At 65.6% G+C, this 16,918-nt stretch carries 16 protein-coding genes and 1 pseudogene; 2 read left to right on the forward strand and 15 right to left on the reverse strand.

Annotation, left to right across the window (positions count from 1 at the left end; all coding sequences use genetic code 11):
• Position 1: 1 nt before the first annotated feature.
• The 7 genes from CAL29_RS10750 to CAL29_RS10780 are packed head-to-tail and all read right to left on the reverse strand — an operon-like array spanning position 2 to position 8,101.
• Positions 2–1,570 carry an ABC transporter substrate-binding protein gene (locus tag CAL29_RS10750; protein WP_094853038.1) on the reverse strand — a complete coding sequence of 523 codons (1,569 nt, stop codon included), beginning with the start codon at positions 1,568–1,570 and terminating at the stop codon, positions 2–4.
• Between the two features lie 35 nt (positions 1,571–1,605).
• Complete coding sequence (locus CAL29_RS10755) at positions 1,606–2,619, reverse strand: ABC transporter ATP-binding protein (RefSeq protein WP_094853039.1); 1,014 nt, start codon at positions 2,617–2,619, stop codon at positions 1,606–1,608.
• Positions 2,616–3,671: an ABC transporter ATP-binding protein gene (locus tag CAL29_RS10760; RefSeq protein WP_094853040.1), complete on the reverse strand. Its 1,056-nt coding sequence runs from the start codon at positions 3,669–3,671 to the stop codon at positions 2,616–2,618. The genes CAL29_RS10755 and CAL29_RS10760 overlap by 4 nt, the downstream gene beginning before the upstream one ends.
• Positions 3,668–4,579, reverse strand: coding sequence for an ABC transporter permease (locus CAL29_RS10765; RefSeq protein WP_094853041.1), 912 nt, complete (start codon positions 4,577–4,579; stop codon positions 3,668–3,670). Before CAL29_RS10765 ends, CAL29_RS10760 begins: the two co-directional genes overlap by 4 nt.
• Entirely contained in the window at positions 4,576–5,547 is a 972-nt protein-coding gene (locus CAL29_RS10770) for an ABC transporter permease (RefSeq protein WP_094853042.1), read from the reverse strand. Before CAL29_RS10770 ends, CAL29_RS10765 begins: the two co-directional genes overlap by 4 nt.
• Positions 5,544–7,070, reverse strand: coding sequence for a SidA/IucD/PvdA family monooxygenase (locus tag CAL29_RS10775; RefSeq protein ID WP_094853043.1), 1,527 nt, complete (start codon positions 7,068–7,070; stop codon positions 5,544–5,546). The genes CAL29_RS10770 and CAL29_RS10775 overlap by 4 nt, the downstream gene beginning before the upstream one ends.
• 11 nt (positions 7,071–7,081) lie before the next feature.
• Positions 7,082–8,101, reverse strand: coding sequence for a LysR family transcriptional regulator (locus tag CAL29_RS10780; protein ID WP_094853044.1), 1,020 nt, complete (start codon positions 8,099–8,101; stop codon positions 7,082–7,084).
• Positions 8,102–8,356: 255 nt separating this feature from the next.
• Between CAL29_RS10780 and CAL29_RS10785 the strand changes: the two genes are divergently transcribed.
• Positions 8,357–8,830, forward strand: coding sequence for a GNAT family N-acetyltransferase (locus tag CAL29_RS10785; RefSeq protein WP_256977348.1), 474 nt, complete (start codon positions 8,357–8,359; stop codon positions 8,828–8,830).
• 262 nt (positions 8,831–9,092) lie between these two features.
• Here the strand turns inward: CAL29_RS10785 and CAL29_RS10790 are convergent, their stop codons facing one another.
• The 6 genes and pseudogenes from CAL29_RS10790 to argF form a co-directional block, all read right to left on the reverse strand.
• Positions 9,093–10,889, reverse strand: a complete 1,797-nt coding sequence (locus CAL29_RS10790) for a DUF2326 domain-containing protein (protein WP_094853046.1) — start codon at positions 10,887–10,889, stop codon at positions 9,093–9,095.
• On the reverse strand, positions 10,876–11,124 hold the full coding sequence (locus CAL29_RS10795; protein ID WP_094853047.1) for an ABC-three component system middle component 8: 249 nt from the start codon (positions 11,122–11,124) through the stop codon (positions 10,876–10,878). Before CAL29_RS10795 ends, CAL29_RS10790 begins: the two co-directional genes overlap by 14 nt.
• Positions 11,093–12,073, reverse strand: coding sequence for an ABC-three component system protein (locus CAL29_RS10800; RefSeq protein WP_094853048.1), 981 nt, complete (start codon positions 12,071–12,073; stop codon positions 11,093–11,095). The genes CAL29_RS10795 and CAL29_RS10800 overlap by 32 nt, the downstream gene beginning before the upstream one ends.
• Positions 12,074–12,097: 24 nt before the next feature.
• Entirely contained in the window at positions 12,098–12,418 is a 321-nt protein-coding gene (locus CAL29_RS10805; RefSeq protein WP_094853049.1) for a helix-turn-helix domain-containing protein, read from the reverse strand.
• A gap of 303 nt (positions 12,419–12,721) precedes the next feature.
• A pseudogene (locus CAL29_RS10810) lies at positions 12,722–12,853 on the reverse strand (integrase); the annotation flags it as partial.
• 205 nt (positions 12,854–13,058) lie between these two features.
• Positions 13,059–14,000 (reverse strand): ornithine carbamoyltransferase, encoded by a 942-nt coding sequence (gene argF / locus CAL29_RS10815; protein ID WP_094853050.1) that lies wholly within the window; start codon positions 13,998–14,000, stop codon positions 13,059–13,061.
• A gap of 360 nt (positions 14,001–14,360) precedes the next feature.
• Here argF and CAL29_RS10820 point away from each other — a divergent pair, with 360 nt between their 5' ends.
• Positions 14,361–14,705 carry a DUF3579 domain-containing protein gene (locus tag CAL29_RS10820; protein ID WP_094853051.1) on the forward strand — a complete coding sequence of 115 codons (345 nt, stop codon included), beginning with the start codon at positions 14,361–14,363 and terminating at the stop codon, positions 14,703–14,705.
• A 109-nt stretch (positions 14,706–14,814) separates the two neighbouring features.
• Here the strand turns inward: CAL29_RS10820 and CAL29_RS10825 are convergent, their stop codons facing one another.
• Together CAL29_RS10825 and CAL29_RS10830 are read right to left on the reverse strand one after the other, a co-directional pair.
• Positions 14,815–15,774, reverse strand: coding sequence for a 2-hydroxyacid dehydrogenase (locus CAL29_RS10825; protein WP_094853052.1), 960 nt, complete (start codon positions 15,772–15,774; stop codon positions 14,815–14,817).
• Positions 15,775–15,850: 76 nt separating this feature from the next.
• On the reverse strand, positions 15,851–16,819 hold the full coding sequence (locus tag CAL29_RS10830) for a Bug family tripartite tricarboxylate transporter substrate binding protein (RefSeq protein ID WP_256977494.1): 969 nt from the start codon (positions 16,817–16,819) through the stop codon (positions 15,851–15,853).
• Positions 16,820–16,918 lie beyond the last annotated feature (99 nt).

Below are 16,918 nucleotides of genomic sequence, written 5' to 3' on the forward strand. Positions count from 1 at the left end.
ATCAGGGCTGTACCCGGGTGACCATCTGCGCCGAGGTGCGGTCGCTGACGTAGGGTTCGACCTTCAGGCCTTTGCGCGCGGCCCAGATGTTCTGGTAGTGGTAAAGCGGGATCACGCCGACGTCATCCGACAATATCCGCGCGGCATGGCGCAGGATCTCGGCGCGCTTCGCGTCGTCGAATTCCTCGCCCGAAGCCACCATGGCCTTGTCGAGTTCGGGGTTGCTGTAGTGCCCCCAGTTCGAGTTGCCGAGGCCCTTGGCCGGGTTCACGGTTGCGAAGACGTTGACCAGCGCATAGCCCAGTTCGCCGGTGCCGTTGCCCCAGGCCAGCACGCTCACCGCATAGTCGTTCTTGTTGGCGCGGCCGGAATAGATGGACCAGGGCACCGCCTCGACGTTGGTCTTGACGCCGATGCGCGTCCAGAACTGGGCCACGGCCTGCATGGTTTCCGGCGCCAGCGGATAGCGGTCGTTGGGCACGTGCACGGTCAGCTTGAATCCCTGGGGGAAACCCGCTTCGGCCAGCAGCTTGCGCGCGCCTTCCGGATCGTAGGGAATGTCCTTGATGTCGGGGTTGTAGCCTATGGTCTTGGGCGGCATGTCCTGGTTGGACCCGGTCACCGTGCCCTGCATGATGCGGTCCACGATGGCCTTGCGGTTGATGGCCAGCGACAGGGCGCGGCGCACGCGCACGTCGGTCAGCGGGTTCTGCGGCAGCGGCTTGCCGTCGTTGTCGGTGATGAACTCGTTGGGACCCGGGCGGAAGCTGGGCTGGATGAGCAGGTTGCGCAGGCCGGGGTAGGCGTAGATCGCCACGTTGGGCGATTGCTTGAGCTTGGCCAGGTCCGAGGGCGAGACCTTGTCGATCACGTCGACGTCGCCGGCCAGCAGGGCGGCGGTGCGGGCGGCGCCGTTATTGATGTAGCGGTAGTCGACCTTCTCCCACGCCGGCTTGGCGCCCCAGTACAGGTCGTTGCGCACCAGTTCCGAACGGTCGCCCGGCTGGTAGGACACCAGCTTGTAGGGGCCCGTGCCGATGGCGGCCTTGGCGGAGTTGTAGTCCTCCGTCGTGGCGTTGGCGCCGGCGTGGCGGCTGACCACGTAGATGGCGCCGATGTCCGTCAGCAGGCCGGGCGCCGGCACGTTGGTCTTGATGATCAGCGTGTGGGGATCCTTGGCGATGACCTGCTCCACGGTGCGCAGGCGGCCGGCGTAGGAGGCCACCGAGCCGGGCACCTTGCGCGCGCGCTCGAAGGAGAACACCAGGTCGTCGGCGGTGAAGGGCTGGCCGTCCTGCCACTTGATGTTCGGGTTGAGCGCGAATTCCCAGGTCTTGTCGTCCAGGCGCTTCCAGCTTTGCGCCAGCATGGGATAGTCGCCGCTGTCGCGCCGGTCGACGATGCTGTCGTAGATCTGCAGGGCCAGCGAGCGGTCGCCGGCATGGTTGTTCAATTGCGGGTCGGCCGAGGAAACGGGGTCGGCGAAACCGATGCGCAAGGTCTGCGCGGAGGCGGCTGCGCTGGCCGCCAGCAGGGCGGCCAGCAGTAGCGTGCGGGCATGGGTTTTCATGATGCGTTCCTTCTTGCTTGCGGTCGAGGAAAGGTTCAGGTGGCGTCGTTCAGGTGACAGGCGCTTTCATGGCGCACGGCGATGCCGCGCAAACGCGGGACCTCGCTGCGGCAGCGCGGCATGGCGTGCGGACAGCGGGGATGGAAATGGCAGCCCGGGGGCGGCGCCAGCGGACTGGGGATTTCCCCTTCGATGGCGCGGAACGGCGTGCGGCGCGCGTCCAGGCGGGGAATCTGGTCGAGCAGGGCGCGGGTGTAAGGGTGGTTGGGACGGCTGAACAACTCGTCGGTGGGCGCGCTTTCGACCACGCGGCCCAGGTACATGACGACCACCCGGTCGCTGACGTGGCGCACCACGCCCAGGTCGTGGCTGATGAACAGGTAGGCCAGGTCGAGCGAGGCGCGCAGGTCCATGAACAGGTTCAGGATCTGCGCCTGTATCGAGACGTCCAGCGCGGCGATGGCTTCGTCGCAGATCAGCAGGCGCGGACGGACGGCCAGGGCGCGGGCGATGTTGATGCGTTGCCGCTGGCCGCCGCTGAACTGGTGCGGGTAGCGCCAGCGCGCCGACGGGTCCAGCCCCGCGCGTTGCAGTTGCCGGGAAACATAGTCGTCGTAGTCGGAGGCCTGCACCAGGCCGTTGCGCAGCGCGCCTTCGCCGACGATGCGGTCCACGCGCAGGCGCGGATTGAGGCTGGCGTAGGCATCCTGGAACACCATCTGGATGTCCAGCCGCGAGGCCTTGCGCGCCGCGGCCGTCAGCGTGGCGCGCGGCTCGCCGCCGATGCGCACGACGCCGTCGGTGGGCGCCAGTAGGTCGGCGGCGATGCGGCCCAGGGTCGACTTGCCGCAACCGGATTCGCCCACCAGCCCCACGACCTCGGAGCGATGCACGGCCAGGCTGACACCGTCGACCGCGCGCGCGGGCCGGGGCGGACGCGTCAGGCGCAGCGCCTGCAAGGCGCGGGCGGCGCGGCCGTGGCGCGCCGCGCCGAAGGTCTTGCTGACGCCGGCCAGTTCCAGCAAGGGAGTCGGGGAGGTCGAATTCATGGCGTGGCGTGGACGGGTTGGCCGGCGGCGATGGGGTGGAAGCAGCGCACGCGCCGGGGCGCGGCGATGTCCGCGGCGCGCCCCGTGCCGGCATCGGCATCGGCGTCGGACGGGACGTCCCACGGCAACGGCGTGAAGGGCGGCTGCGCGGCACAGGCCGCGTCCGCGCGCGCGCAGCGCGGCGCGAACGCACAGCCCGGCGGCAGGCGCGCCAGGTCCGGCGCGATGCCGGCGATCTGGCTCAGGCGCTGGCCGCGCGGCGTGTTGGCGGGCAGGCTGTCGAGCAGGCCGCGGGTATAGGGATGCGCGGGCCGGTCGATGACGGTGTCGACGTCGCCGTGCTCCACCAGTCGGCCGGCGTACATCACGGCGATGTCGTCGGCCAGGCCCGCCACCACCGACAGGTCGTGGCTGATCCAGATCAGCGCCGTGCCCTGCTCGCGCACCAGGCGCTGCATCTGGTTGAGGATCTGGGCCTGGATGGTGACGTCCAGCGCCGTGGTCGGTTCGTCGGCGATGATGAGGTCGGGCCGGTGCAGCATGGCGATGGCGATGGCCACGCGCTGCCGCATGCCGCCGGACAGTTGATGCGGATAGGCGCGCAGCCGGTCTTCCGGGCTGGGTATGCCCACCCGCGCCAGCGCATCGCGCGCCTGTTCGCGCGCCGCCGCCCGGCTGCAGCGCCGGTGCGCGCGCACGGCCTCGATCATCTGCGTTTCCACGCGCAGCACCGGGTTCAGCGTCATCATCGGATCCTGGAAGATCATGGCGATGCGCCGGCCGTGCAGTTGCCGCAGGCGCGCGGGCGGCAGGCCGACCAGGTCCTGCCCGTCGAACAGCACCTGGCCGCCGGCGATGCGGCCCGGCGCGTCGAGCAGGCCCATGATGGAGAACCCCGTCACGGACTTGCCCGAGCCGGATTCCCCGACCAGGCCCAGCACGCGGCCGCGTCCCAGCGTGAACGACAGGTCGCTGACCGCCGGCACGGCGCCGTCGCGCGTATCGAAGACGGTGTGCAGGCCGCGCACGTCGAGCAAGGGCGCGCCGCTCATCGTTGCAGCCTCGGATTGAGGATCTCGCGCAACTGGTCGCCGACCAGGTTGATGGCGACGATGGTCACCAGCAGGGCCAGGCCGGGGAACAGGCTGATCCAGTATTCGTTGGCCAGCATGTACTGGAAACCGTTGGCGATCAGCAGGCCCAGCGAGGGCGAGGTGATCGGCACGCCCAGGCCCAGGAAGGACAGGGTGGCTTCCAGCGTGATCGCGCGCGCCACCTGCAGGGTGCCGACCACGATGACCGGCGGCAGGCAGTTGGGCAGCAGGTGGCGCAGCGCGATCCAGTAGGGCGATATGGCCTGGCCGCGCGCGGCGTCGACGTATTCCTTGCGCGCCTCGACCAGGGCCTGGCCGCGCACGGTGCGCGCGTAATAGGCCCATTCCAGCACCACCAGGGTCAGCACGACGTTGCCGACGCCCTTGCCCAGGTAGGCCAGGATCATCAACGCCATCAGGATGCTTGGGAAGGACAGCAGCAGGTCGACCAGGCGCATCAGCAGGGCGTCGACCGCGCCGCCGGCGTAGGCCGACAGCAGGCCGATCAGCGTGCCGGCGATGCCGGCGATCAAGGCCGAGCCCACGCCCACCAGCAGGCTGATGCGCAGGCCATAGAGGATGCCGGAATACAGGTCGCGGCCCTGGCCGTCGGTGCCCAGCCAGTAGGTGTAGGCGCCCGATCCGCTGGCGCTGCCCGGCGGCAGGCGGGCGTCCAGCACGTCCAGTTGCATCAGGTCGTAGGGATTCTGCGGCGTGATCCAGGGCGCGAACACGGCCGCCGCCAGGATCAGCAGCAACAGCACCAGCGCGGCCAGCGCCAGGCGCGAGCGGCGGTACTCGCGCCACAGGCGGCGCCAGGGCGCCGCGTCGCGCGGCAGGGGAAGGGAGGGAGAGGATGTGCTCATGATGCGCTGGGCCGCGCGCGCGGATCGAGAATACGGTAAAGCACGTCGACCACCAGGTTGACGGTGACGAACAGCAGCACGATGACCATGAGATAGGCCACGATGACGGGGCGGTCCAGGCTGTAGATGCTGTCCAGGATGAGCTTGCCGGCGCCGGGCCAGGCGAAGATGCTTTCGGTGACGGTCGCGTAGGCGATGGTCGAACCCAGTTCCAGGCCCAGCACGGTGACCAGGGGGATCAGGGTGTTGCGCAGGACGTGCACGACGACCACGCGCAGCGGCGCCAGTCCCTTGGCGCGCGCGAACTTCACGTAGTCCTGCGGCAGGATCTCGCGCACGCTGGCGCGCGTCAGGCGCATGACCAGCGACACCTTGAACAGCGCCAGGTTCAGCGCCGGCAGCAGGAGATGGTGCAGGCCGTCCAGCGTCAGCCAGGACCATTGCACGCCCAGCAGGCTGGCGGTCGCGCCGCGTCCGCTGGCGGGCATCCAGCCCAGGTGCACGGCGAACAGCATGATCAGCATCAGGCCGACCCAGAAGGTCGGCAGCGAGAAGCCGACGATGCTGCCGGCCATCAGCAGCCGCGCCAGCGGCTGTTGCGGCCGCATGCCGGCGTAGACGCCCAGCGGCACGCCGACGACGATGGCCATCAGCATGGCGGCGACGGCCAGTTCCAGCGTGGCGGGCAGGCGCTGCGCGATCAGCGTGACCGCGCCGATGTTGTAGACGAAGCTGCGGCCCAGGTCGCCTTGCAGCGCGGCGTGCAGGAAGGCCAGGTACTGGCGCCACAAGGGCAGGTCCAGGCCCAGCCGATGGATGGCGTCCAGCCGTTCCTGCTGCGTCATGTCTTCCGAAAGCAGGATGTCCACCGGGTTGCCGATCAGGTGCAGGCCGACGAAGACGATGATGGACATCAGCAGCAGGACCAGGGCGGCCTGGCCGACGCGGCGCAGCAGCCAGGCCGTCATGGACGTGCTCCCGCGCGGGCTTCGCCGGCCTCCGGCTCGTAGGCGGGCCAGGCCGACGGCTGCCATTCGTCGCCCAGCAGTTCCGGGTCCTCGTAGGCCAGCAGGCGCTGGTAGTGCTGGTCGGCATCCTCGGCCAGCAGCAGGGCGGCCAGGCCTTGCGCCAGGCGCTGCGCGCCGACGCTGATCTGCGGGATGTCGCCGGCGCCCGCGCCCTGCGACAGGGCGGCGGGATGGCAGAAGGCGTGGATGCGCTCCAGGCCGGGGCACAGCCCGGGCGCGCGCGGCAGGAATTCGTAGTGGCGCCCCAGGTAGGGCGAGGCGCCCAGCCCGTCGTCTTCCAGCCCCGGCGGCGGCGTGTAGCGGTCGGCCCAGCGCAGCACCGCGGACGCGAAACGGGCGAACTCGGGACGCTGTTCCCAGTCGACGCTGAAGCCCGTGCAGAAGATCACGTGGTCGGCCGCCAGCGGTCCCTTCGCGGTATCCAGGCGCAAGGCGCCGTCGGCGCGCACGCCGGCGTCCAGGATGTCGACGCCGAAATGGAAATAGGCGTTGGCATGGCGCGAGACGCGCAGCGTGCTGCCGCGCGGCGGCGGAATCTGCTGTTCGTTGATGTAGTACCGCTGGCGCCATTTGGCCTCGTCGGGAAGCTGCCAGTAGCCATGCAGCATGCCGGGACTGCCGGCGCCCTTGCTCTTGTTGATGCGCGGCAGGGTGGGGCGGCGCACCAGCAGGTCGGCGCGCGCGGCGCCGGCCTCCAGCACCGTGGCGGCGCTGTCCATCGCCGACGCGCCGCCGCCGATGACGGCGACGCGCTTGCCGCGCAGCGCGGCGGCGTCGTAGAGATCCGAGGAATGGGACCATCGTTGGCGCGGCAGCCGCGACGCCCAGGCGGGCACCCAGGGACCGCCGAGGCCGTCGAGGCCGGTGGCCAGCACGACGCGGCGCGCGTGCACGACATAGTCGCGGCCGCTCTGTTCGTCGGTCACGTCCAGGGCCACCAGGCCGTCTTCCGGCGCGCCCGCGCCGGGACGGATGTCGCGCACCCGTTGATGATTGCGCATGTCCAGGTCGAGCGCCTTGCGGTACCAGCGCAGGTAGGCCATCCAGTCGAGACGGCTGATCTTGTCCACCGCCTGCCAGGCTTCCACGCCGTACTGCGCCTCGTACCAGGCGCGGTAGGTCAGGGCCGGCAGGCCCAGCGCCGGACCGGCCAGTTCCTTGGGCGAGCGCAGGGTTTCCATGCGCGCGGTGGTGGCCCACGGGCCCTCGTAGCCGGGCGCGGCGCGGTCGAGGATGGGGGCCCGCACGCCCAGGAACTTCAGCGCGGCCTGCAAGGCGAGGCCGGCCATGCCGCCGCCGATGATGACGACGTCCTGCACGGGCTGCCCTTCGTGCAGGCGCGGCGGCACCCAGGACTTGCCCGGCAGCGCCAGCCACGACAGGTCTTGCGCCAGGCGCGCTTCCAGCGCCGCCAGGCCGGCCGGCGGGAGTAGAGGAGGGGGAGAGTCTGCGTTGGAGGACATGGGAAGGAAGGCTAGGAAGCGAGGGATGGATCGCGGTCGTGGGCGCGGTCCGGCTGGTCGTCGGCGTCGCCGCTGTCGTACATCTGCCGCAGCAGGTGGTCGTGATGGGCGGGGTCGTGCAGGACGAAGCCGGGCAGCCGTTCGCGGGCGACCTCGGCCAGGGCGTCGTTGAGCGCCAGGAAAACGGGATCGACGGGCTGGAATTGCGGCGTGATCACGCCGAAGAAAAACGGCACGTCGATGTCGACGGGCCGCGTCGTCACGCCTTGCAGCGGCGCGCCCAGCAAGGTGGCGGGCTCCAGCAGTGCCACGCCCAGGCCGGCGCGCACGGCGGCCTGGGCGTTCATCGAGGAATTGGTTTCGATCAGCGGCGCCCGTTCGCCCAGCCCGGCCTCGCCCCAGCCGCGGTCGAGCCGGTGGCGCAGGCGATAGCGGTTGGCCATGGTGATGATGCGGCGTCCCGCCAGCTTCGCCAGCGGCACGACGGACAGCCGGGCCAGCGGGTCGTCGGCGGGCAGCGCGAGCACGCAGGGCGCCTGGCCTATCCAGTGCACGTTCAGGCCCTTGTGCTCCAGCGGCAGGCTGCTGGCGCCCCAGTGCGCGGTGCCGCCGAGCACCGCGTGCACCACGGCTTCGGACACCGCGCTGCGGATGGAGATGCTGGCCTGGGCCGACGCCGGGTGGCGCTCGCCCAGGCGCGCCAGGGCCATGGGCAGCAGGCCGACGGCCAGCGCGTTGGTGGTGATCAGCCGCAGCGGCCGCGGCCGTCCCTGGCCGATTTCCGCGGCCCGCTCGCGCACGGCGCGCAGCCCGTTGAGCCCGCGCTGGACCTCGTCCAGCAGCAGGAAACCCTGCTCCGTGGGCGTGACGCGGGGACCGCTGCGCACGAACAGCGCATAGCCGATCTCGGCCTCCAGCTCCTGGATGAGACGGCTGATGACGGGCTGCGACCGGCCCAGCAGGCGCGCGGCGCCGCTGACGCTGCCGGCCGACATCGTCGCGGCGAAGGCTTCCAGTTGACGTAGTTCCACGGGCGGGTTCGATTCAGAAAGAATGCGTAAACAGAAATCATGAGCCCGTAGTATGCGCAAACCAAATACTTACTCGATATGAGCAAATACCCGCACAGGGAAGCACTACCCGAATCAGAATGTCGATCGGTCAGGCTACCGTCAGGATGCGGTGTACGGCGCGAGCCTTCGTCCCCGGCCGCCGCAACGCGCCGGAACGAATCGGATATGCTCGCCACTTGCCCATCAGTGAACGCCTCTCCGGTGGAGACAAGCATGAATCGCAGCAATGCGGCCGGTTCCTCGCCGGCACCCGACGCGGATGTCGCCCTCCGCGCCTTCCTCCCCGCCGACCATGCCGCGGCACTGGCGCTATGGGAGCGCACGCCTGGCGTGGGCCTGAGCGCGGCAGATCGATATGAAGCGATCGCCATGTTCCTGGCGCGCAGCCCGGGGCTGAGCTTCACTGCCTGGCAGGGGAATGATCTGGCCGGGACGATACTGTGCGGGCATGACGGCAGGCGCGGCCTGATTCACCATCTGGTGGTCGCGCCGGCGATGCGGCGGCGCGGTCTCGGACGCGCGCTCGTCGCTGCCAGCCTGGACGGTTTGGCGCGGGCGGGGATCGACAAGTGCCATCTGCTGGTCTTCACCGGGAACCGCGAGGGGCAGGACTTCTGGGCCGGCATAGGCGCGGCCAAGCGCGACGAGCTCAGCCTCTATTCTCTGCCGACGGGCGCGCGGTGGTAAAAAAAGTCGAGGTCAAGTATTTCGTGCTAATCACGCATGGCTTGAAACCACATATGGACCAGTAGGGTAGTTTTTTCAGGCCACTTTGCGGAGGTGCGGGCTCGTGGGCTAGTAGCCATTGCTCGACGAGACCCGCACCAACTCGGGCAAAGTGGCATTCCGAAACGCTGTTTCGGATTTCCGGCAGGAGCCGGAGCACGTCGAATGTATCGTGAAATGTAACCGCCTGCCTACCAGCAGCGCCCACTGCGCAACACGCAGGTTACCAAGCACGCATTTTGAAAAGTCGCCCCTGTTCACTCTCATCGTGCAGAGTCAAGACAATCTCGTCGGCATTAAATACAGCTTCGTCATCGTCGGGCCGCAAAGGCAGGTCCGAGTCGATCAGCGTGATGATGGGCTGAAGGCCTAAATCGGCATGCCTGCGAATGACCGTGAGCAGATTCTCCTTTTTGCGATTATCCAGGGACTCAAACACGCCGTCGTGGTAAACAAAGCGCGGGAATTTGTCGTCCAAGTGCGCTCGCAGGATAGCTAAATCAAAAGCGATGCACAGCAATTTCCTGTACGTGTGACCAAGGTCGGCGCTGGTTGCGTTGCCTGATTCGTCGAGAATTTCTGCCCTGAACTCAAGATGCCCCAGTTGGTTCGGAGATACGCTCAGCAGCGCCTTGCGGTCGATCACATCTTCGACTATCTCGCTGAAGAACACGCGGATTGCCGAGAACAAACTGTTTTGATCAGAGTTTTGCTTCTCGACATCAGCCTCGATCTGGGTCTGTAGATGCCCACGCTCTTCGGTCAATGCTCTGATCTCGGTTCGCAATTCCTGTAGACGATGCAGGAAGCCGCGCTGGCGCTCCAGTGAAGTGATGTCAGCGCGCAGTGTCACCATCTCGTCCGAGACCTGCTTGTACTTGGCAAAGATATCGGTTCCGCTCAGGAATGAAAGCATCTCTGAGCGCTTTTTGCCCAAAGCATTCAGTTCTGCATTGATGCGTTTAAGCTCAGCTTCGACCTCTGTTCGTTCTTCCTGCAGATAACCACGGCGCTCATCGGTAATCGCCCGATTGAAGGCAATTAGCTGTTGGAAATCCTTCTTGATTTGCCCTTTGAACAGGACGCCGACTTCCTCGAACAGACGCTGCGCCTCATCAGGGTTGAAGAGGATCTGATCCTCTTCCAGCGAGGTGATGATCTTCTTCTTGTTCTGGTTGAGAGAATAGCGTTCAGCATTGAGAGAAGCGATGCGTTCGTCAATGTCATCGACTAACTGCTTGGTGCTGTCTTTGTCCTGAGCACGGAAATCGAAGGCGTCGAGCAGTTTCTGCTTTTTCTCCGCCTCTTTCTGCTTGAGTAGCAGAATGCCCTCGATCTTGCTGATGTTCTCAATGGACCCGCCTAGCTCGTTCTTGATGGCCTGCGCGGTGGACTGCTTCTCCGCGAGCTGATCTTCCTTCTCATAGTGCTGCGCCACAAGCTGAGCGTCAAAACCAAGAACGTGAGCCAGAAATGGCTTCCAATCCGAATGTGCAGCCGCGAACTTGCGCAGATGAAAAACGTCGCGGAAATCGTCCTGAGAGCGCAGCAGGTAGCCCAAGCCTTTTCGGAACGTCCAAGGTTTGAGTGCGCGCCAGTCAAGCAGTCCATCCAACAGATCGCGCGCCCGCTCGAAGGGCATGTCCTGGTGATCCCACTCCGTTAGCGGTAACCCCGACAAGTCCTGATGTCCAGCCTCGTGTCGCTTGAAGCTGACCTTGGTGGCTTCTTCCACGTCACGCCGGATCGTCACGAACGAAGCATCTTCGAGTTCGATCTCCAGGAAGAAGATGAAGTCTTGGAACAATTCGGCGTGCTTAAAAAGAAAGAACTTGGGATCGCGCTTGGCAAGGAAGCCGAAGTCGAGCAAGCGTCCAAGCGTTGTCTTGCCGAGGTTGTGAGTGTCCTTGTTTCGATTTTCCGGAAGGCGAATTTCAGCCATGACGACGTTCAGGCCCGGGACGAACTCCACGGGCTCAAACAAGTCCGGCTTGCTGGAATAAAGTCTAGACAGCTTCATTTGGCCCCATGTACTCAACGGCATCGGTCTTGGGGCGATATTCGATCAGGCCCATGAGATACAGGAAATTCAGCGCCGGTAAGAACAGCACGTCCCCCCCGACGACACTTTTTTTTGCAAACTTGCGTAGCACGTCGTACTCATCCACGCGCCGGGCTTTCAGGCGAGCTAGTAGCAACAACGAGACGTTGATGACCGTGCGATCAGGATGAGAGTGCTTGGTCGGCCGCAACATCGCCTACCTCCCCGATATCGCAGTTCCAGTACATGTAGAACAGCATGGCGCGCGTCAAGCGCTTGTGGGCATGCTGCCGCAAGACAGGATCACGATTGAACAACAGATCCACCAGATACTCCATAACCTCGTCGAAGGTTTGGTAATCCTTGCGCTTGGCGATGATCTTGAGTTGGAATTCATCGACCACCGACTCGTACATGCGTAGCAGGTCGAGATTTTCCGGTGCCGACAGAAAAGCCCGAATTTGAGAGGTCTCCTTCAGGTACTTCCTCCGCTGTGCCTTGGCGTAGTCGGCACTCATGTTGTTGAGTGCGTTTTTCTGCTCATAGGTCACGCGCGCAGTCGGCGGATCATCAAGCAGTGCGACCACACCATCTTTCTGTCGGGCTAGTGCTTGCACTACTTCGGCCAAGTCATCCGGGCTAACGATCAACGGCGAATCGACTGGATCGAGGTCTGCTTCCCTCGCAACCTCGGGGAAGCGTTTCAGCCAGATTTCCAGTTGTTCCAGCCCGCAGAGGTAGATTGACGATGCGGGAATATTGCACTGATACGCGATGTAATCGCGTATCTCAGTTTCGGCATTGCCCGCCAGACGACGGTTAGCAAACAGCATATAGTGATCGAGCTGCTTTGCCTCGCGCAGTTTTTTGACGCGGGGGATTTCTTTGCCCAGCACGGTGTTCGTGGCTGTCGCGCTGAAGAAATCGGATTCGGAGAAATTGCGGTTATAGCCGTTGGTGTGCTTGGCTTGGACGATGGTTGTACCGACCCACGGCGCCGTCTTGCTCGGGTGTAGTTCCGCCGTCCCCATGAACTTGGCATCGCGTCCACCATCAGGCCCTTTTGCGAAACGCTGCACGGAAGCCCCAAGCAGCCGTTGACACAGGAGAACAATCAGGGTCTCAAACTGACCATCGCTCAAGTCTTCGTAGGCGAATTTCATTGCGACTCTGGCTCGCTCGGCTCGTTAAGCTGCGACCGTAATACCAGGGGCATGCGCCCGCCGTGCGGGCTGAACGACGATCTGGACATGCTGGTCTAGCGATACTAGCGCCTGCATCAGGCGCTCAAGCGAAATATTCTGCAGCTTGTAGCGTCGCACCTGAGACACCTTGGGTTGTGTCATGCCGGTGATGTGCGCCGCTTCGACTTGGCTAAGGCTGCGCTTGTCGATCAACTCGTTCAACTTGACCGCCAAGACGGCTTTCGCCGAAAGCGCTTCCGCATCGGGGAATACGAGGTTAGCTAGCACGCTGTCGGTGCCTTTAGGATGGTCTTTGCGCATCATCATGATCTCCCTCTCGCACCATACTGGGCGAGCACTACCTTCAACCGCTTCTCGATCAACTCCACGTCCGGTTGCGGCGTGGCGACATCGGACTTGGGGCTTTTTCTGAAACGCATGCAGCACGGCATCGGCGATGCGCACGGTGTAGGCCGCTCGGAGCGGCTTACTTCTTTCATGCATGAAGTATATCTGTTCGGATATAGAAGGCAACAGACGCCACGATCCTGTGGCAACTGACCGCTCTCTATGCGCTTTTGGTGCCGCCCCGATGTGGCCAGACAGTGCGGGTTGCACTGCTGGCGGCATGAGCATCTTGCGGCCAGCCGGGGTGATCTGGCACACGAAGCCAGAGACGATAGTGTCACGCAGTTCGACGGCCCGCATCTGGGGCTGTGCTGCATCGACAGCAGACTTTGTGAGCTTGAGCTTTGCCATGGACTCCTTGGAAAGACCCGGTTCCCAGGTGCCTGATAAGGGCCAGTAGAGGGGAGGTCGGGTCAAATCTAGGTGTTATTGATAAACCTGCTGTATCGAGCTTTGGTGTAGTCCAAGGCAATTCAGTGCCAGAGTCATCGTGAAATAAAAAACAAACGCCCCGCGCAAGGCGCGGGGCGTTTTCTGTGGGGGCGGTGCGGGAGGGTCAGTCCAGTCGGCCGAGCAGCAGGAATTCCATCAGGGCCTTCTGCACGTGCAGGCGGTTTTCCGCCTCGTCCCAGACCACGCTTTGCGGGCCGTCGATGACTTCGCCGGTGACTTCCTCGCCGCGGTGGGCCGGCAGGCAGTGCATGAAGACCGCGTCGGACGCGGCGGCCTGCATCATTTCGGTGTCCACGCACCAGTCGGCGAAGTCGGCGCGGCGCTGTTCGTTCTCCGCCTCGTAGCCCATGCTGGTCCAGACGTCGGTGGTGACCAGGTGGGCGCCTTTGCAGGCCTCCATCGGGTCCTTGAACTGGCGCAGCACCGACGCCGGCGGCGTGCCGATGCGCGCCGGCTCCAGCTCATAGCCGGAAGGCGTGGACACGTGCAGCGTGAAGCCCAGCAGCTCGGCCGCCTGCAGCCAGGCATAGGCCATGTTGTTGGCGTCGCCGACCCAGGCCACGGTCTTGCCGGCGATGGGGCCGCGATGCTCGATGTAGGTGAAGATGTCGGCCAGGATCTGGCAGGGGTGGTATTCGTTGGTCAGGCCGTTGATGACCGGCACGCGGGAATGCGAGGCAAAGCGTTCGATGCGGGTCTGCTCGAACGTGCGGATCATCACGATATCGACCATGCGCGAGATGACGCGCGCGGTGTCCTCGATGGGCTCGGAACGGCCCAGTTGCGAATCGTTGGAGGTCAGGTTGATGACCGAACCGCCCATCTGGTACATCCCGGCCTCGAAGGAGACCCGGGTGCGCGTGCTGGCCTTCTCGAACACCATCGCCAGGGTGCGATCGTGCAACGTCATGTGCGGTTCGTAGCGCTTGAACTTGTCCTTGATCAGGCGCGCGCGGTCGAACACGTAATTGAGCTCGGAGGCCGAGAAGTCACGCACTTGGAGGAAATGCCGCAAAGGGCCGTTTTGGGTGCTGGCTGTCGTCATGATGTTTTGCAGGTCGTTTGAGGCCGCGCCACCTCGCGGTGGGGTGCTCATTATGCCTTGTTCGCATGAAAATGCCCTAGCACGGGGCTTTTTGCCGCCGGGCCGCCCCAAGGCAAAAACGCCCCCGTGGGGGGCAGCAAGCGGCGTTAGCCGCGCGGCGTGGGGGCCTTTTTTTCCGCGAAAACCGCGCTTCTTGCGCGAACTTGCCGTCTTGGCGCGCGCTCCGGCGAGTTTTTCTCGCACCTTGCGGGCCCCGGGGCAAGCCTGCCCGCGGACGGCGCTGAAATGATCGGCAGGGGCCTATCATATACAATCCGCAGCGCGGCTCGGATGATCGAGGGCGTCCCACCCGGGCGCTTCATGCATCCCGTCCCCGGTAGCAAATCAACGGTATTCCGCGTGCGACAACTTTTTATCCTTGGTGTCACGGAAGATGGCCATCGTTTTCGTCCCAGCGACTGGGCGGAGCGGCTGGCCGGCGTCATGGCGCAATTCCGACCTCCCGGCATGGCGCCCAGCCATATCACCTACTCGCCCTACGTATTGCCCGTCATCGTCGACGGCAATCGCAGCGTCGTCGTCGACGAGCGCTTGCGCGAACTCGAACCCCTGGCCTGGAAATTCGTGGTGGATTTCGCCCGCGACAACCGGCTGCAGACGAAAGAGCACGACACCGACAACCCGGCCTCGGACGCGCCCGCGTAAGGGCTGTCCAGCGGGTTCGTCCCGACAGGCATGCCTACGCCATCCAGCATCCGCCCCGTCTTGCGCGGGCACGGCGGCCGGCCGCCGGAGCGGCCAGCCCGGGCCGGGATCAGCCTTCGACCGGGGTGACCACCTTGCCGGTCTTGAGGAAGGACTCCAGGTTCTCCACCATCAGGTCCTCCATCGCCTTGCGGGTTTCCAGCGTCGCGCTGCCGATGTGCGGCAATAGCACCACGTTCTCGTTGGCCTTCAGCGCGTCCGGCACCTTGGGCTCGTGTTCGAACACGTCCAGCGCCGCGTTGCCCAGCTTGCCCGAGGCCAGGCATTCCACCAGCGCCGCCTCGTCGATCACGGGGCCGCGCGCGATGTTGATGACGGTGCCCGTCGGGCCCAGCGCCTCCAGCACTTCCTTGTTGACCAGGTGGAAGGTCCCCGGCCCGCCCACGGTGGCGACCACCAGGAAGTCCGCCCACTTGGCCAACTCGACCAGCGACGCCTCGTAGCCATAGGAAACGTCGTTGCGCTGGCGGCGGCTGTGGTAGCGCACGTCCATGTCGAAGCCGGCGCCCCGCTTGGCGATGGCCTCGCCGATGCGGCCCAGGCCGACGATGCCCAGCTTCTTGCCGCTGACGCGCGTGCCCAGCGGGATGCTGCCGTGCACCTGGCCCCACTGGCCGGCGCGCACGAAGCGGTCGCCCTGGGCGATGCGGCGGGCGCCCGCGATCATCAGGCCCCAGGCCAGGTCGGCCACGCAGTCGGTCAGCACGTCGGGCGTGTTGCTGACCTGGATGCCGCGCGCGTGCGCCGCCTTGATGTCCAGGGTCTCGTAGCCCACGCCCCAACTGCAGATGGCCTTCAGGTCGGGCAGGGCGTTGATGATGTCGGCCGAGCAGCCGTAGTTGGCCGAGGTCACCAGCGCGGTGACGCCCTTGCCGTGCTCGGCCAGCGCCGCCTTGCGATCCGGATACTTCCAGAGTTCGACGACGTCGTAGGCGCGCGCCAGGCGATCGTTGGCGGTGGGCGAGCCGGCATACGAGCCGACCTGAATGATGCGGGTCTTGGCGGTCATGATAGGTATCGGTGGCAGAGTGAAAAAAGGGGGAAGGACGGCGCCCCGGCGCGCGGCGCGCCGGGGTCCACGAATGCTACTCCATCTTGATGCCGCTCTTGGCGATCACGTCCTGCCAGCGCTTGACTTCGCCCTGCTGGAAAGCGGTGAAGTCGGCGGGGCTGTTGGCGACCACTTCGAAGCCCAGGCCATGCAGGGTTTCCCGCACGCGCGCGTCGCGCAGGGTCTTGCGCAGCGCATCGGAGAGTTGCTCGACCACCGGCTTGGGCGTCCCGGCCGGCACGGCGAAGCCCTGCCAGGAATAGACCACCATGTCCTGCAGGCCCGCCTGCGCCATGGTCGGCACGTCGGGCAGCTCGGGGATGCGGGCGTCGCCCGTGGTCGCCAGCGCCTTCAGCTTGCCCGCCTTGATGTGGGTCAGCACCGCGCCCAGGTTCTGGAAGGACACGTTGACCTGGTTGCCCATCAGGTCGCTGATGGCGGCCGCGCCGCCGCGATAGGGTACGTCCACGCCGGTGGTGCCGGTCTTCTGGCGGAACAGCACCGCCGACAGGTGATCGGACGAACCGGTGCCGGACGACGCATAGGACACGGCGCCGGGATTGGCCTTGGCGTAGGCGATCAGTTCGGCGACGTTGTTGGCCGGGAAGCGGGGCGCGGCGACCAGCACGTTGGGGTTGCGCACCGCCTGGGTCAGGTAGGTGAAATCCTTGCTGGGGTTGTACGATAAGTTCTGGTACAAGGCCTGGTTGATGGCGAAAGTGCCGATGGAGCCGACCATCATGGTGTAGCCGTCGGCGGCGGAGCGGGCCAGGGCTTGCGCGCCGATGGCGCCGTTGGCGCCGGGCTTGTTCTCCACCACGAAATTCTGCTTGAGCTGCTGCGACAGGCCCGGCGTGACGGCGCGCGCGGTGATGTCGGAGGAACCGCCCGGCACGAAGGGGACGATGACGGTAACGGGCTTGTCGGGATAGGATGCGGCCTGGGCGCCGCCGGCGGCGCCGAGCAGCAGCCCCGCGGCTGCCGTGGCGAGGGTGCGGATCATGGATTTCATGTTGTCTCCTGGTTTTCTTGTGAGGGACATGGCGTCCCGGCCCGGCGCGGTTCGCGTCCCGCCGCCGGCTGGCCCCGGGCGGGTCCGATG

It is taken from the genome of Bordetella genomosp. 10 (genome assembly GCF_002261225.1).
Taxonomy (GTDB): Bacteria; Pseudomonadota; Gammaproteobacteria; order Burkholderiales; family Burkholderiaceae_B; genus Bordetella_C.

Coding starts and splice junctions, on each gene's coding strand:
- CAL29_RS10750 (WP_094853038.1), bottom strand. CDS start 1,570: ATGAAAACCCATGCCCGCACGCTACTGCTGGCCGCCCTGCTGGCGGCC.
- CAL29_RS10805 (WP_094853049.1), bottom strand. CDS start 12,418: ATGATGCGCAAAGACCATCCTAAAGGCACCGACAGCGTGCTAGCTAAC.
- CAL29_RS10755 (WP_094853039.1), bottom strand. CDS start 2,619: ATGAATTCGACCTCCCCGACTCCCTTGCTGGAACTGGCCGGCGTCAGC.
- CAL29_RS10775 (WP_094853043.1), bottom strand. CDS start 7,070: ATGTCCTCCAACGCAGACTCTCCCCCTCCTCTACTCCCGCCGGCCGGC.
- CAL29_RS10795 (WP_094853047.1), bottom strand. CDS start 11,124: ATGTTGCGGCCGACCAAGCACTCTCATCCTGATCGCACGGTCATCAAC.
- CAL29_RS10825 (WP_094853052.1), bottom strand. CDS start 15,774: ATGACCGCCAAGACCCGCATCATTCAGGTCGGCTCGTATGCCGGCTCG.
- CAL29_RS10765 (WP_094853041.1), bottom strand. CDS start 4,579: ATGAGCACATCCTCTCCCTCCCTTCCCCTGCCGCGCGACGCGGCGCCC.
- CAL29_RS10785 (WP_256977348.1), top strand. CDS start 8,357: ATGAATCGCAGCAATGCGGCCGGTTCCTCGCCGGCACCCGACGCGGAT.
- CAL29_RS10830 (WP_256977494.1), bottom strand. CDS start 16,819: ATGATCCGCACCCTCGCCACGGCAGCCGCGGGGCTGCTGCTCGGCGCC.
- CAL29_RS10790 (WP_094853046.1), bottom strand. CDS start 10,889: ATGAAGCTGTCTAGACTTTATTCCAGCAAGCCGGACTTGTTTGAGCCC.
- CAL29_RS10820 (WP_094853051.1), top strand. CDS start 14,361: ATGCATCCCGTCCCCGGTAGCAAATCAACGGTATTCCGCGTGCGACAA.
- CAL29_RS10760 (WP_094853040.1), bottom strand. CDS start 3,671: ATGAGCGGCGCGCCCTTGCTCGACGTGCGCGGCCTGCACACCGTCTTC.
- argF (WP_094853050.1), bottom strand. CDS start 14,000: ATGACGACAGCCAGCACCCAAAACGGCCCTTTGCGGCATTTCCTCCAA.
- CAL29_RS10770 (WP_094853042.1), bottom strand. CDS start 5,547: ATGACGGCCTGGCTGCTGCGCCGCGTCGGCCAGGCCGCCCTGGTCCTG.
- CAL29_RS10800 (WP_094853048.1), bottom strand. CDS start 12,073: ATGAAATTCGCCTACGAAGACTTGAGCGATGGTCAGTTTGAGACCCTG.